At 59.0% G+C, this 14,782-nt stretch carries 10 protein-coding genes; 4 read left to right on the top strand and 6 right to left on the bottom strand.

Going from position 1 to position 14,782, the window contains the following annotated elements:
• Positions 1-9: 9 nt before the first annotated feature.
• The 5 genes from EC915_RS04105 to EC915_RS04085 all read right to left on the bottom strand — a co-directional run bounded on the left by EC915_RS04105 (position 10) and on the right by EC915_RS04085 (position 6,101).
• Complete coding sequence (locus EC915_RS04105; RefSeq protein WP_133749224.1) at positions 10-1,617, bottom strand: carboxyl transferase domain-containing protein; 1,608 nt, start codon at positions 1,615-1,617, stop codon at positions 10-12.
• Positions 1,618-1,711: 94 nt separating this feature from the next.
• The gene (locus EC915_RS04100) at positions 1,712-2,875 is read right to left on the bottom strand and encodes an isovaleryl-CoA dehydrogenase (protein ID WP_133749223.1); all 1,164 of its coding nucleotides are present in this window, start codon (positions 2,873-2,875) and stop codon (positions 1,712-1,714) included.
• 767 nt (positions 2,876-3,642) lie between these two features.
• Positions 3,643-4,542, bottom strand: a complete 900-nt coding sequence (locus EC915_RS04095; protein ID WP_133749222.1) for a hydroxymethylglutaryl-CoA lyase — start codon at positions 4,540-4,542, stop codon at positions 3,643-3,645.
• Positions 4,543-4,593: 51 nt separating this feature from the next.
• The gene (locus tag EC915_RS04090; RefSeq protein WP_133749221.1) at positions 4,594-4,974 is read right to left on the bottom strand and encodes a MerR family DNA-binding transcriptional regulator; all 381 of its coding nucleotides are present in this window, start codon (positions 4,972-4,974) and stop codon (positions 4,594-4,596) included.
• 185 nt (positions 4,975-5,159) lie between these two features.
• Positions 5,160-6,101, bottom strand: coding sequence for a LysR family transcriptional regulator (locus EC915_RS04085; protein ID WP_133749220.1), 942 nt, complete (start codon positions 6,099-6,101; stop codon positions 5,160-5,162).
• Between the two features lie 159 nt (positions 6,102-6,260).
• Here EC915_RS04085 and EC915_RS04080 point away from each other — a divergent pair, with 159 nt between their 5' ends.
• The gene (locus EC915_RS04080; RefSeq protein WP_133749219.1) at positions 6,261-7,493 is read left to right on the top strand and encodes an acyl-CoA dehydrogenase; all 1,233 of its coding nucleotides are present in this window, start codon (positions 6,261-6,263) and stop codon (positions 7,491-7,493) included.
• A 118-nt stretch (positions 7,494-7,611) separates the two neighbouring features.
• Here EC915_RS04080 and xthA read toward each other — a convergent pair whose 3' ends face one another.
• A complete protein-coding gene (gene xthA / locus EC915_RS04075) occupies positions 7,612-8,424 on the bottom strand; it encodes an exodeoxyribonuclease III (protein ID WP_133749218.1) in 813 nt (270 codons plus the stop codon).
• Positions 8,425-8,640: 216 nt separating this feature from the next.
• On the opposite strand from xthA, the gene EC915_RS04070 reads away from it, so the two are divergent.
• The 3 genes from EC915_RS04070 to EC915_RS04060 all read left to right on the top strand — a co-directional run bounded on the left by EC915_RS04070 (position 8,641) and on the right by EC915_RS04060 (position 14,778).
• Positions 8,641-9,291 (top strand): GNAT family N-acetyltransferase, encoded by a 651-nt coding sequence (locus tag EC915_RS04070; RefSeq protein WP_133749217.1) that lies wholly within the window; start codon positions 8,641-8,643, stop codon positions 9,289-9,291.
• Positions 9,292-9,358: 67 nt separating this feature from the next.
• Complete coding sequence (locus tag EC915_RS04065) at positions 9,359-11,089, top strand: autotransporter assembly complex family protein (protein ID WP_133749216.1); 1,731 nt, start codon at positions 9,359-9,361, stop codon at positions 11,087-11,089.
• A gap of 35 nt (positions 11,090-11,124) precedes the next feature.
• Positions 11,125-14,778: a translocation/assembly module TamB domain-containing protein gene (locus EC915_RS04060; RefSeq protein ID WP_372237851.1), complete on the top strand. Its 3,654-nt coding sequence runs from the start codon at positions 11,125-11,127 to the stop codon at positions 14,776-14,778.
• The last annotated feature ends 4 nt before the right edge of the window (positions 14,779-14,782 follow it).

Below are 14,782 nucleotides of genomic sequence, written 5' to 3'. Positions count from 1 at the left end.
GTCCTCGGGTCACATCCGGAACACGCCGAAGCGGGTCGGTTCGATAGGTGCGTTGAGCGCCGCGCTGATGGCAAGTGCAAGAATCTCGCGGGTTTGCGCAGGGTCAATGACGCCGTCGTCCCACAGCCTGGCGCTGGAGTAGTAGGGGTGACCCTGATGTTCGTACTGCTCGAGAATCGGTTGTTTGAGCGAGGCTTCCTGTTCGGCGGTAAAGGACTGGCCGCTGCGTTCAGCCTGTTCGCGTTTGACCTGAACCAGCACGCCCGCCGCCTGTTCACCGCCCATGACGCCGATACGCGCGTTAGGCCACATCCATAAGAAACGCGGGTCGTAGGCGCGTCCGCACATGCCGTAGTTGCCGGCGCCGAAACTGCCACCGATGATCACGGTGAATTTCGGCACGTTGGCGCACGCCACCGCAGTCACCAACTTGGCGCCGTGCTTGGCGATGCCGCCAGCTTCGTATTTCTGACCGACCATGAAACCGGTGATGTTTTGCAGAAAGAGCAGCGGGATGCCGCGCTGGCAGGCCAGCTCAATGAAGTGCGCGCCTTTCTGCGCGGCTTCGGCAAACAGAATGCCGTTATTGGCCAGGATCGCCACCGGATAGCCGTGCAGATGAGCGAAACCGCACACCAGCGTGGTGCCGAACAACGCCTTGAACTCATCGAACGCGGAACCATCGACCAGCCGCGCAATGACTTCGCGGACATCGAACGGCTGCTTGGGGTCGGCGGAAATCACCCCATACAGTTCATCACTGGCATACAGCGGGGCAGCCGGCGAGCGCCGCTGAAGTTCGCCCTGCTTGCGCCAGTTGAGGTTAGCGACGCTGCGCCGGGCCAGGGCCAGGGCGTGTTCATCGCTTTCAGCGTAGTGGTCCGCTACTCCAGACACCTTGCAGTGCACATCGGCACCGCCCAGGTCTTCGGCACTGACCACCTCGCCCGTGGCCGCTTTAACCAGCGGCGGGCCTGCGAGGAAAATCGTTGCCTGCTGGCGCACCATAATGGCTTCGTCGGCCATGGCCGGTACATAGGCGCCGCCTGCGGTGCAGGAACCCATGACCACGGCGATTTGCGGAATGCCTTGAGCGCTCATGTTCGCCTGGTTGAAGAAGATCCGCCCGAAATGCTCGCGGTCCGGAAACACTTCGTCCTGGCGCGGCAGGTTGGCGCCACCGGAGTCCACCAGATAAATGCACGGCAGGCGATTCTGCTGTGCGATGGTTTGCGCGCGCAGGTGTTTCTTGACGGTCAGGGGGTAGTACGAGCCGCCTTTGACGGTGGCGTCATTGGCAATGATCATGCACTCGACGCCTTCCACCCGGCCGATACCTGCGATGACGCCAGCTGCCGGCACGTCTTCGCCATAGACGCCATGCGCCGCGAGCTGGCTGATTTCAAGGAAGGGCGAGCCGCTGTCGAGCAAGCCATTGATGCGCTCACGAGGCAACAACTTGCCTCGCGAGGTGTGACGCTCCTGCGCCTTGGGCCCGCCGCCCTGATGGACCTGAGCAAGAAGGTTGCGCAAATCGTCAACCTGCTTGCGCAGTGCTTCGCTGTTAGCCAGAAACTCCGCCGAGCGCGGATTGAGCTGGGTTTTCAGAATGGTCATGTGAGGCTTGCTCCAACCGCTGTCGTCACTTCGAAGTCACGGCATGCACGAGCTGCTTGCGCCCGTCGCTTACCGCGCGAAACCCGTGGCTGCTTCATTTCGTTTCGTTGAACAGTTCGCGACCGATCAACATGCGGCGAATCTCACTGGTGCCGGCGCCGATTTCGTAGAGCTTGGCGTCGCGCAGCAGGCGACCTGCGGGGAATTCGTTGATGTAACCGTTGCCACCCAGAATCTGGATAGTGTCAAGCGCCATCTGGGTTGCCCGCTCGGCACTGTAGAGAATGACGCCAGCGGCGTCCTTGCGCGTGGTTTCACCCCGTTCACAGGCCTGCGCCACGGCATACAGGTAGGCGCGGCTGGCATTGAGCTGAGTGTACATGTCGGCAACCTTGCCCTGAATCAACTGGAACTCGCCGATGCTCTGGCCGAACTGCTTGCGGTCGTGGATATAGGGCAAAACGACGTCCATGCAGGCCTGCATAATTCCGGTCGGTCCGCCGGAGAGCACCACGCGCTCGTAATCCAGACCGCTCATCAGCACCTTTACCCCACCATTGAGGGTGCCGAGCAGGTTTTCTTCCGGAACTTCAACGTCGTCGAAAAACAGTTCGCAGGTGTGCGAGCCGCGCATGCCCAACTTGTCGAACTTGTTGCCGCGTGAGAAACCTTTCCAGTCACGCTCCACGATGAACGCGCTGATCCCATGGGCGCCTTTTTCCAGGTCGGTTTTGGCATAGATCACGTAAGTGTGGGCATCGGGCCCGTTGGTGATCCAGGTTTTGCTGCCGTTGAGTACGAAGCGATCGCCGCGTTTGTCGGCGCGCAGTTTCATCGACACCACATCCGAACCGGCATTGGGTTCACTCATCGCCAGCGCCCCGATGTGTTCGCCGCTGATCAATGGGGGCAGGTAACGAGCTTTCTGTTCAGGGTTACCGTTGCGGTTGATCTGGTTGACGCACAGGTTGGAGTGGGCGCCGTAGGACAGCGCGACGGACGCCGAACCACGACTGATTTCTTCCATCGCCACCACGTGAGCCAAATAACCCAGACCAGCACCGCCGTATTGCTCATCGACGGTGATGCCGAGCAGACCCATATCGCCGAACTTGCGCCACATGTCGGCGGGAAACAGATTGTCCCTGTCGAGCTGTGCTGCGCGCGGGGAGATCTCGGCAGCAACGAAGGCCTGCAACTGGTCGCGCAACATGTTAATGGTTTCGCCGAGGCCGAAATTGAGCGTGGGGTAGTTCATGAGACTGCGTTCCCTTGTTGTTTTTGGAGGGCTGTCAGAGCGTAGTAATTGTGTTTCACCTTTACGTTAACGTAAACCTGCGGAGATGGAGATGTCAACGAGGGAACATCGGCAGGGTGCAATTGCTGCTGGCAACGTGGTTTGGCGTGTGCCCTGACAGGGGAGTGAGCAAACTGGGTGAGTGGACAAAGCGAGGCTGAAGAACATTTGGCAAAGGACAGACAGCACGAAGGGGAGCCAAAGCTCCCCTTCAAGTTCGATTGCATGCTCTTCTTTGTTTTCAGACGACCTATTGTTGTTTTTGGAGGCCGGACCTTTTTGGTGTTGAGCAACCCCCACGCGGGGTCAAGAGCAAACGTATTTTTTTGAGCGCTGATACTGCCTTGATCTTGCGATTCAACCAGTTGGGTAGCTACCTGAGGTAGTTTTATTATTCTCTGCCCGGTCGAGAAGCCTGAGCCTCACAAAGCGATCCGCTCCAAAAAAATCAGTTAGCTGCGTCTCTGCCTGTGTTGTTCTTGTTATGTCAGAGCCGATACGTTTTATTTTTATTGGGTGACTGCGATTTATTGTTTTTGTTGTACGGAGGATATAGCAGATGCCATGCCAACTTTTCGCTGAGTATGCGAAATGCCCGAACGGTGGGGCTTTCACAGCGAATCCGAGCTGTCAGTATTCATCAGGATCGGGGCCGGGTGTTTCCGTGCTACCCCTTCCAGGCTCTGCAACGCCGAGCAGGGTAACACTGTGTGACAACTTGTCGCACATCAAACCGACAGACGCGCTTTTGCCACCCGGGAGCCATTGCTGCGGCCCAGTACGTCACTGATGCGCTGACCGGCGGCAATGAGCTTGTCGAGATCGACACCGGTGTCAATCTCAAGGCCGTTGAGCATATAGAGCACATCCTCAGTTGCGACGTTACCCGTGGCGCCTTTGGCGTAGGGACAGCCGCCCAGCCCGGCGACGGAGCTGTCGAATACCTCGACGCCTTCCAGCAGACTGGCGTAGATGTTGCTCAGCGCCTGACCGTAGGTGTCGTGGAAGTGCCCAGCCAGTTTGCCACGCGGAATCTGCCCGGCCACCGTGTCCATAAGCGCTCGCGTCGTGCCTGGGGTGCCGGTGCCAATGGTGTCGCCCAGTGAAATTTCATAGCAGCCCATCGCGAACAATTCGTTGGCAACCGCGGCCACCTGTTTGGGCGCAACCGCGCCTTCATAGGGGCATCCCAGCACACAGGAAACATATCCGCGCACGCGTATACCGTGCAGACGCGCTGCTTCCATGACTGGCAAGAAACGGTCCAGGCTTTCGCTGATCGAGCAGTTGATGTTGCGCTGGGAAAAGGCCTCGGAAGCTGCAGCAAAAACCGCCACCTCCTTGACCCCTGCCGTCAGTGCGTCTTCAAAACCGCGCAGGTTGGGTGCGAGTGCTGCATAAGTGACATTTTCCCTGCGCTGGATCCCTGCAAATACCTGGGCCGAACCTGCCATCTGTGGCACCCATTTGGGTGATACGAAACTGCCGGCTTCGATGTAGGCAAGACCTGCATCGGTAAGGTCATCCACCAGACGGATTTTGTCGGCAACTTCAATAAGACGGGCTTCATTCTGCAGTCCGTCTCGTGGGCCGACTTCGACCAGGCGTGCGCGTTGAGGAAGCAACATGGCGGTAGGTATCCTCGAAACTGTGATAGATGTAGTTTTTATCGTTTTGTTTTAAAGCGTATTTTCCAGAGCGGCCTTGCAACGCTCTTCAGCCGTATCCAGCTCCAGTTGCATCTGCTGAATGTCCAATAATTGCTGATCCAGCTGCGCACGACGTTCGACTATCTTGGTCAGCATGGAAGTCAGCTGCTTCTGGTTATCGCCCAACGGGTCGTAAAGGCCTATCAGATCACGGCATTCAGCCAAGGAAAAACCGATGCGTTTGCCGCGCAGGATGAGTTTTAGTGTCACTTTGTCGCGCGCTGTGTAGATCCGCTCAAGGCCCCGTCGTTCGGGGCTAAGCATGCCTTGTTCTTCGTAGAAACGAATGGTCCGGGTGGTAATGTCCAGCTCGCGGGCCAGATCGGAGATGCTGTAAGTCGGGTTGCTCATGGGAGGCTCGGACGAGAGTAGCGTGGGCTAACCGTACGGGGGGCTTTACGTAAACGTCAAGCTGAGTGTGCTTGAGTGCTGTGGTTTAGCGGGCATGCTTACCTCGAAACCACATTAACAATGGCTACTGAGCGATCCTCGAAAAAACATTAAGACAATGCGAAAAAACCAACCCCGATAGAGCGTTAGCAACTGCTTTGCTCTTTTTCATACTTGCGCTCTTGAGCAATCACCCACTGACTCAGCTCGATGATCTGCTCGCGCATCCAGCGGTTCGCCGGATCCTGATCGGTGCTCTCATGCCAATACAGGTGGGTTTCCACCGTGGGCACATCTTTCACCGGCAGATGCACGAAGTGCAAGTCGTTGCGCCGCGCGAAGCGCTCGGGGACGGTCATGACCATATCGGTCTGCTGCAATACCTGCGACGCCATCAGGTAGTGTTGGGAGCGCAAGGCAATCTTGCGTTGAATGCCCATCTTGCCCAACGACAGGTCGATATGACCCAGTCCACTGCGACGGCTGGAGATATGGATATGGGCGACCGCCAGATAGTCGTCCAGGGTAATCGCGCCTTTGTTCGCCAGCGGATGACCATTGCGCATGGCGCACACGTAACTGTCTTCCATCAGCTTGACGTGACGCACTTGCGGGTCGGTATTGAGTGGCGCGTCGACGGCAAAATCCAGGCGCCCAGCGGCAAGCTCCTTGGTGGTCTCCCGGCGCTTGGACAAAAAGCTTTCAATGGTCACAGCCGGCGCCAGGCGCCGCAGCCGCTGAAACAGCACAGGGAGGATTATTGCCTCGGTCAGGTCGGTCATGCTGATGCGGTAATTCTTGTTGGCCTGCAGCGGGTTGAAAATACGGCTTTCCTGCACCGAAACCCGCAGTAGCGATAATGCATTGCGCACCGGACCGATGATGTTCTGCGCCATGGGCGTGGGCACCATGCCCTGTGCAGTGCGCACGAACAGCGGGTCATTGAAGGTTTCTCGCAGGCGTGCCAGTGCGTTGGAGACGGCGGGCTGGGTGATACCGACGATCTGGCCGGCACGGGTCAGGTTGGCTTCGGTGTAAATGGCGTCAAACACAATAAAGAGGTTGAGATCGACCTTGGTCAGATTCATTGCCGTGCGCCTCACGCTGTTCTTGTTGTTGGAAAATTCGGCCGATCATATATGGGTTATGAATGTTTATACACGCCGAGAATAGGTTAGATAAATGCAGGGCCTTGATCTAGCATCCTGTCAATGTCCTGAACACCTCACAAGAAAGGTAGCTGCCCCATGAATTTCGCTTATTTCCCCAAGGTTCAAGCACTGCGCGAGCGCGTGACGGCATTCATGGATGCATACGTTTACCCGGCCGAATCGGTGTTCGAACGTCAGGTTGCGCAAGGTGATCGCTGGCAACCCACCGCGATCATGGACGAGCTCAAAGCCCGCGCCAAAGCTGAGGGGTTGTGGAATCTGTTCCTGCCCGAGTCTGAATGGGGGGCGGGACTGACCAATCTGGAATACGCGCCGTTGGCCGAAATCATGGGCCGCTCGCTGCTGGGGCCGGAGCCCTTCAACTGCTCGGCACCCGACACCGGCAACATGGAAGTCCTGGTGCGTTACGCCAGCGACGCTCAAAAACAGCAGTGGCTGGAACCCTTATTGCGCGGAGAGATTCGCTCCGCGTTTGCCATGACCGAACCGGATGTTGCCTCCTCCGACGCGACCAACATGGTTGCGCGCGCGGCGAGGGATGGCGATGAATGGGCTATCAATGGCCGCAAGTGGTGGACCTCCGGCGCCTGTGATCCGCGTTGCAAGATCATGATCTTCATGGGCCTGAGCAACCCGGACGGCCCGCGTCACCAGCAGCACTCGATGATTCTGGTGCCGACGGACACGCCGGGTGTGAAGATCGTGCGACCGTTACCGGTTTTCGGTTATGACGACGCCCCCCACGGCCATGCCGAGGTGCTGTTCGAAGATGTCCGGGTACCTTATGAAAACGTGTTGCTCGGTGAAGGGTGTGGTTTCGAGATTGCTCAGGGTCGCCTCGGCCCGGGCCGGATTCATCATTGCATGCGTTCGATCGGCATGGCCGAGCGTGCGTTGGAACTGATGTGCAGGCGCTCGGTGCAGCGTACGGCGTTCGGCCGACCGCTGGCGCGCCTGGGCGGCAATATGGACAAGATTGCCGACTCGCGAATGGAAATCGACATGGCGCGGCTGCTGACCCTGAAAGCGGCCTACATGATGGACACCGTGGGCAACAAAGTGGCCAAGAGTGAAATTGCGCAGATCAAGGTGGTTGCCCCGAACGTAGCGCTGCGGGTCATTGACCGGGCGATCCAGATGCATGGCGCAGCAGGGATGTCAGGGGATTTTCCGCTGGCCTACATGTATGCCATGCAGCGCACTTTGCGTCTGGCGGACGGGCCGGACGAAGTGCATCGGGCCGCCATCGGCAAATATGAAGTTGGCAAGTACGTGCCCAAGGAGATGATGCGCAGCGAGCAGCGTTGATCGCATCGCCACGAACCCCTGCTATTGACCTCTATGGAAGGGAAGCACCGGCGGTCGTACGGCTGCCACGAGGTTTGTGTGCAGCCGTACCTTAAGCGTGTTTCGGAGCCGGCAACAGTCAGCTCAGCTCAAGCCAGATCGGTGCATGATCGGAAGGTTTTTCCATCGCGCGAAGATCGTAATCCACGCCTGCGGCCTTGATGCGCGGCTGCAGACCTTGGGAAGCCAGAATCAGATCAATGCGCAAGCCACGTTTGGGTTGGTCTTCGAAGCCACGGCTGCGGTAATCGAACCAGCTGAACTGATCCACCACTTCTGGATACAGGTGGCGAAAGCTGTCCACCAGCCCCCAGTTTTTCAGCTTGGCCATCCACTCACGCTCTTCGGGCAGGAAGCTGCATTTACCGGTCTTCAACCAGCGCTTGGCGCTGTCCGGGCCGATACCGATGTCGCTGTCTTCCGGGGAAATGTTCACATCGCCCATGACCACCAGCGGCTGGTCGTTGCTGAAACGGGTTTCGAGCAACTGCTGAAGGTCAGCATAAAACTTGGTCTTGGCTGGAAACTTGGTGGGATGATCGCGACTTTCGCCCTGAGGGAAATAGCCATTCATGATGGTCACCGGCACGCCGTCGCGATCAGCGAAGGTGCCCCAGATGAAGCGCCGTTGAGCTTCTTCATCGTCGCTGTCAAAACCCTTGTGCAAGGTCAGCGGCGCCTGTCGCGAGAGAAGCGCCACACCGTAATGGCCTTTCTGTCCATGGAAATGCACGTGGTAGCCCAGGGCTTCGATTTCAGCCTGCGGGAACTGTTCGTCCGAAACCTTGGTTTCCTGCAGGCCGATCACGTCAGGCTGGTGCTTTTCAATCAGCGCCGCCAACTGATGGGGGCGGGCGCGCAGGCCGTTGATGTTGAAAGACACAATTTTCATAGACGGCAGTCCTGGCAAAAAACAAACGGCGATGCTAGCTGACCTGTCTGCCGACGGCCAGCGCCGGCGTCCAATCTCGCGAATCCGGCAGGCTGCTACGCTGTAGCAAGTGCCTGAAAAATTCGCCGGAACTGTCGTCAGCAGCAGCTACTCGAAGGCCTGACATCACGAACCTGGCGGAACGCGTCGGGTGGTCATCGAAAGGGACACGATCACATGCCTGAATCAGCGAATGCACCGGCCGTTATCCGGCAACTGGACAGTGGCTATTGCCGGGAGTCACGCTCACTTCTGTATCAGGCTTACCGGCACGAGCCGAGCTTCGGCTACCTGTTCGAATCCGCTCGCTCCGGTTACGAACAGCGGGTGCGGGCCACCATTCGCGCGCTGGTCAAACAGCACTTCCTGCAAGATATGCCTGCGCTCGGGCTGTTCGTCGAGGATCGCCTCGCAGGTGTTGCGCTGATCGCGCCGCCGCAGCGACGTCTGGGTATCACCGAAAGCTGGGCTTGGCGTCTGCGCATGGTAATGAGCACCGGCCTGCGCTGCACCCAGCGCTATCTGGAGTACTACCAGTCGGTGCTGGCATGCCTGCCAAACGACGCGGTGCATGTGTTACCACTGTTTGGCGTACACCCGGACTTCCAGGGGCAGCATTATGGTGAACAACTGTTGCAGGCGCTGCATGACTGGTGCGCGGTGGACGAAAACTCCCAGGGGGTCGTCCTCGACACCGGGAACGGCCACTATCTGGAGTTCTACAAGCGACATGGATATGAGGAAATCGGCGAAGTTGCAGTAGGACCAATCCGGGAGCACGTGTTTTTTCATCCCAACCCTCAGGTTTCGCTGGGCTCCATGGTTTGACACCGGACCTTCTCTCAACTTTCGCGGGCTCCAGCAGCACCCGCCGCTCGTGTTAGCATCCGCGCCTATGAAGTTTCCCGGTCGATTTACAAGTGGTTTTCTCCTGATGTTCTCCAGCTGTGCAGCGTTTGCCGATGCTCAGCTGGATGTGCGGATCAACCCAGCCAATTCCCAGCTCAAATCCAACATAGAAGGGTATGTGGGCAGCCTCGGTGAGCGCGACGAACAGGCGCTTGAGCGGTTCAGCGTCGGTGCTGTCGAGCAGGCGCAGAAAGCGGCGCAGGCGCTGGGCTATTATCAGGCGCAGATCGGGAGCGAGGTCACACACAGTGATCAGAATCTGCAACTGGTCCTGACCGTGCAACCGGGCGAGCCGGTGCATTTGCGCAACGTGACCATTCGAATCCAGGGAGCGGCCAGCCAACTCGATACCTTCAAGGTGCCCAAGGGGGACGCGCTCAAGCCTGGCGCGGTGCTCAATCACGGCCATTACGAAGACGCCAAGAAGCTGATCCAGAATCAGGCCGCGCGTTACGGTTTTTTCAATGGCCGCTTCGTCACCCAAAGACTCTCCGTCGATCCCCGTGCCGGTGTCGCCGATATCGAACTGGTGTACGAGAGCGGGCCACGTTTCAGCCTCGGCGAGGTCACGTTCAGCGGGGACGCGCCGTTCGACGAGGATCTCTTGCAGCGGATGGTGCCGTTCAAGGCCGATACGCCTTACGACTCCGAACTGATCGCAGAACTCAACCAGGCAATGCAGGCCAGCGGGTATTTCGAAGGCGTCCGCGTAGACGCCTCACCCACCGCCGCGCAGGCGCAGGTCATACCGGTCGACGTGCAATTGCAAACCCGCAAGCCGCGCACCATGGGGCTTGGCGTCGGTTACTCAACGGACGTCGGGCCACGGGTCAAGGCCAACTGGACGCGTCACTGGGTCAACCCGCAGGGCGATAGTTATGGCATTGAGTCGGAGCTCTCGGCACCACGGCAAAACGTCGCGCTGTTCTACGACATGCCGCGCGACCCGCCGTTGACCGACAAGCTGCGCTGGGCGGGCGGGTATCAATACGAAGAAATCGCCGACACCGACAGTCTCAGCAAACTGCTGACCCTGGGGCCAGAGTGGCACAGCAAGTTGCCCAGTGGCTGGGAACGGGTCATCTCGCTCAAATGGCAGCGCGAAGAATATCGCCTGGGTAACGACTCAGGGTTGAGTACGTTGCTGATGCCTGGAATCAGCTATTCCTATCTGCGCAGCGACAACCGCATCGATCCACACAATGGGTATCGCCTGCAATTCGAAACCGAAGTGGGCAAGGAGGGTCTGGGGTCGGATGCCAATGTGGTTCATGGCACGGCCTTGCTCAAGGGCCTGACCACGGTCGCGCAGAACCACCGTTTCCTCGGACGGATACAGGTCGGCGGCACCGCCACCAATGGCTACAAGTCCATCCCGCCTTCACTGCGCTTCTTCGCCGGTGGCGATCAGAGCGTGCGCGGTTACGACTACCAGTCGCTGTCCCCGGAAAACTCCGATGGCGACAAGATCGGCGGGCGCTACATGGTCGCCGGCAGTGCTGAGTATCAGTATTCGATCGCTGAAAAATGGCGCGTGGCTGCATTTATCGATGAGGGTAATTCCTTTAACTCTCTGGAGTTGCCCAGCTTGAAGACCGGGGTCGGCATCGGTATTCGCTGGGTTTCGCCTGTCGGTCCATTGCGCCTGGACCTGGCGCATGCGCTGGATGACGACGGCGGTATTCGTCTGCACTTTTCCATGGGACCTGAACTGTGACGAGTACGGCACTGTTGAAACGTATCGCTCTTTATATCGCCATCGGCGTGCTGTCCGTGGTAGTGCTGGTCGGCACGGCGCTGACGCTGATACTGGGCACGGCGTCCGGCAGCCGTTGGGCGCTGGGGAAAGTCCCTGGCCTGCAGGTTCAGAACTTTGTCGGGCGTCTCGGCGGCCAGTGGCAGGCCGATTCACTAGTGTGGCAGCAGGGCGAAAGCAAGGTCGAGGTGCAAGCGCCGGTTTTCGCCTGGTCGATCTCCTGTCTGGCGCGCATGACCTTGTGCATCGACAACCTGCGAACCGGCGATATTCGTTTGATTTTTCCGCCGTCAGCCGGGGAAGAAAGCAGCGGACCGGTCACCTTGCCGGACCTCAGGCTGCCCTTGGCACTGGAGTTGGGCCAGGTGCAAGTGGGCAGCTTGCACCTGGATGGCATAGAACAGGTGCGGGACCTGCATCTGGCAGCCCATTGGACTGCCGCAGGGTTGAAGATTGATTCGCTGCATGCGCAACGCGACGACATTGCCCTGGACCTGACCGGTTTGCTCAAGCCCGTGGCTGACTGGCCTCTGACGGCTGAAGGCCAGATCAAATTGCCGGAAATCGGCGGCAAGCCCCTTTCGCTGACATTGAATGTCCAGGGCGACTTGCTAAAGACGCTGGAGCTTACCGCGCAGAGCAGCGGCTATATCGACGCAAAACTGGTCGGGCAGTTGCAGCCGCTGGTTGCAAACCTGCCAGCGCAAGTGACGATTACCAGCGACAGCTTCACCCCGAGCGCCGACCTGCCTTCCACAGTGCAACTTAACCAACTGACGCTCAGCGCCAAGGGCGATCTGGCCCAGGGCTATGCGATTTTCGGTAACGCTTCGCTGCCAGCCGAGCAGGGCCCCGTGACCCTCGCGTTACAAGGCCGCGTCGACGCAAAGGGCGCTGATATAACTACGCTGGACCTGACAGCCGCCGCCCAACAGCGACTGAAGGTCAGCGGCAAGGTGGACTGGCAGAAGGGCCTGAGCGCTAATGCCACGATCGATTGGCTCGACTTCCCCTGGCATCGCCTGTATCCGGTGATCGACGAGCCTCAAGTCAGCATCCATAGCTTTAAAGGTGAAGTGTCCTATACCGATGGCAGGTACCTGGGTAATTTCGACGGGAATTTCAAAGGTCCCGCCGGTCCCTTCAGTTTGAAAAGCCCGTTCAGTGGGGACCTGCAGCAGATCTTTCTGCCTGAGCTGGAAATGGTGGCCGGGCAGGGCAAGGCCAGCGGCCACCTGAATGTCGGGTTTGCCGAGGGGGTTTCCTGGGACACCGCGCTGGACCTGAGCGCCATCGATCCGTCGTTCTGGGTCGGTGAGTTGCCGGGGTCACTGGCCGGTCCGCTGCGCAGCAAAGGCGCTTACAGGAACGAGCAACTGAGTCTGAACGCCGACCTTGATCTAAAAGGCCGCCTGCGGGGCCAGCCTGCGTTGTTGCAGGCCAAGGCCGATGGGGCGGGAGATAAGTGGAACGTCAGCGCACTGGACATCCGCCTGGGTGACAACCGGATTCAGGGCAACGGCAGTCTGCAGCAAAAGCTCGCGGGGCAACTGGATCTGGCGCTGCCGCGTCTCGGTCAACTGTGGCCGCGCTTGCAGGGGCAGGTCAAAGGCCGACTCGATCTGGCGGGTACATTGCAAGCGCCTCAGGGCCAATTGGTACTGCAAGGCTCGCAACTGGCCTATGACACCAACACGCTGCAGAGCCTCAACCTCACGGCCAGGCTGGACAACGCCCAGCGTGCCACCATCGACCTGAAGACCATCGGCATTCAGGCAGGCGATACTGCGCTGGGCACATTGACTGTCAACGGGCAGGGCGATCTCAAGCACCAGCAGGCCAAGATGGATCTGCAAGGCCCGTTGCTGAAGCTGGCGCTGGCGCTCGATGGCAATCTTGACAAGGACAACTGGCGCGGTCGCCTTGCCAGCGGCGACATTCAAACGGGCGGCCAGGACTGGAAGTTGCAACAGCCCGCGAGACTGGAGCGTCTGGCGGACGGCAAGGTCAATTTCGGCGCCCATTGCTGGATGTCCGGGCCCGCCAGCCTGTGCGGCGAGGATCAGCGCCTGATGCCCGAGCCGCGCCTGCGCTACCACCTCAAGCAATTCCCTCTGGAAAGCCTGGGGCAGTGGCTGCCCAAGGATTTCGCCTGGAAAGGTTCGCTCAACGCCGACATGCAACTGGACGTTCCCGCCGCTGGCCCCAATGGCCAGATCGTGGTTGACGCCAGCGGCGGTACGTTACGCGTGAAGGAAAAGAACCAGTGGCTGGATTTTCCCTATCAGACGCTGAAGATCACCAGCAGCCTGACACCGAAGAAAGTCGATACCAGCCTGGATTTCCGTGGCGGTAAGCTGGGCGAATTGCTGGCGCGGCTGAGCATCGACCCGCTGGGCAAGAACAAGCCGGTCAACGGCGATTTCAACCTGAAGGGCCTGGATGTCTCGGTTGCGCGCCCGTTTGTGCCAATGCTTGAAAAGCTCAACGGCAAGCTTAACGGCAGCGGTCGGATTTCCGGTGGGTTGCTCGCACCACAGGTCAACGGCAACGTGACCTTGAGCGATGGCGAGGTGTCCGGGCCTGAGCTGCCGGTGAGCCTGGAAAAGCTAAACGTGCAAGCGCTGATCGCTGGCGAAAGTGTCCAACTCAACGGCAACTGGACCAGCGGCCCAAGCGGGCAGGGTAGCATCGGCGGCCACATCGGCTGGGCCGAGGCGCTGGATGTCGACGTAAGTCTTCAGGGCTCGCATTTACCGATCACCGTAGAGCCTTACGCCAAGCTTGAAGCGGCGCCCGACCTGAAACTAACCCTGAAAGGTGATCGGCTGGCGGTTTCCGGCAAAGTGCTGATCCCTAAAGGCGAGATAACGGTTCGTCAATTGCCCCCGTCCACGGTCAAGGTGTCCGACGATACGGTTATCGTTGGTGAACAGACCACAGACGGCAAACCGCCCATGGCGATCGCAATGGATGTCAATGTCGAGGTCGGCCAGGAGAAACTCAGTTTCAGTGGCTTCGGCCTGACTGCCAATCTGGCTGGGCACGTCCACATTGGCGATAACCTCGACACCCGGGGTGAACTGAATCTCAATGACGGTCGTTATCGGGCCTACGGCCAGCGCTTGACCATTCGCAAGGCGCGATTGTTGTTTGCCGGTCCTGTGGACCAGCCCTATCTGGACATCGAAGCAATTCGCCAGACCGACGATGTGATTGCCGGTATCCGCCTGGGTGGCAGCGCTGAGCAGCCGACGACCACGGTGTTCTCGGAACCCGCGATGAGTCAGGAGCAAGCGCTGTCCTATCTGGTGCTTGGACGCCCCCTGAGCACCAACGGTGAAGACAATAATATGCTAGCTCAGGCCGCTCTTGCACTGGGACTCGCGGGTGGTTCGTCGACCGCAGGCAAGCTGGCCTCTGGGCTTGGGATCAAGGACTTCGATCTGGATACTTCGGGCACCGGCGATAAGACATCGGTGGTCGCCAGCGGCAAGATCACTGACAAGTTGAGCCTGCGTTACGGCGTCGGCGTCTTCGAACCTGCCAACACCCTCACGCTGCGCTATCTGCTGAGCAAGAAGGTGTATCTGGAGGTGGCGGGAGGCGTAGCCAGTTCGCTGGATATTTTCTATAAGCGGGATTTTTAGCGGC

This window comes from Pseudomonas sp. LP_7_YM, from assembly GCF_004364435.1.
GTDB lineage: Bacteria > Pseudomonadota > Gammaproteobacteria > Pseudomonadales > Pseudomonadaceae > Aquipseudomonas.
The sequence above is the reverse complement of the archived record's forward strand: the minus strand, read 5'-3'. Positions and strand labels throughout refer to the sequence as shown.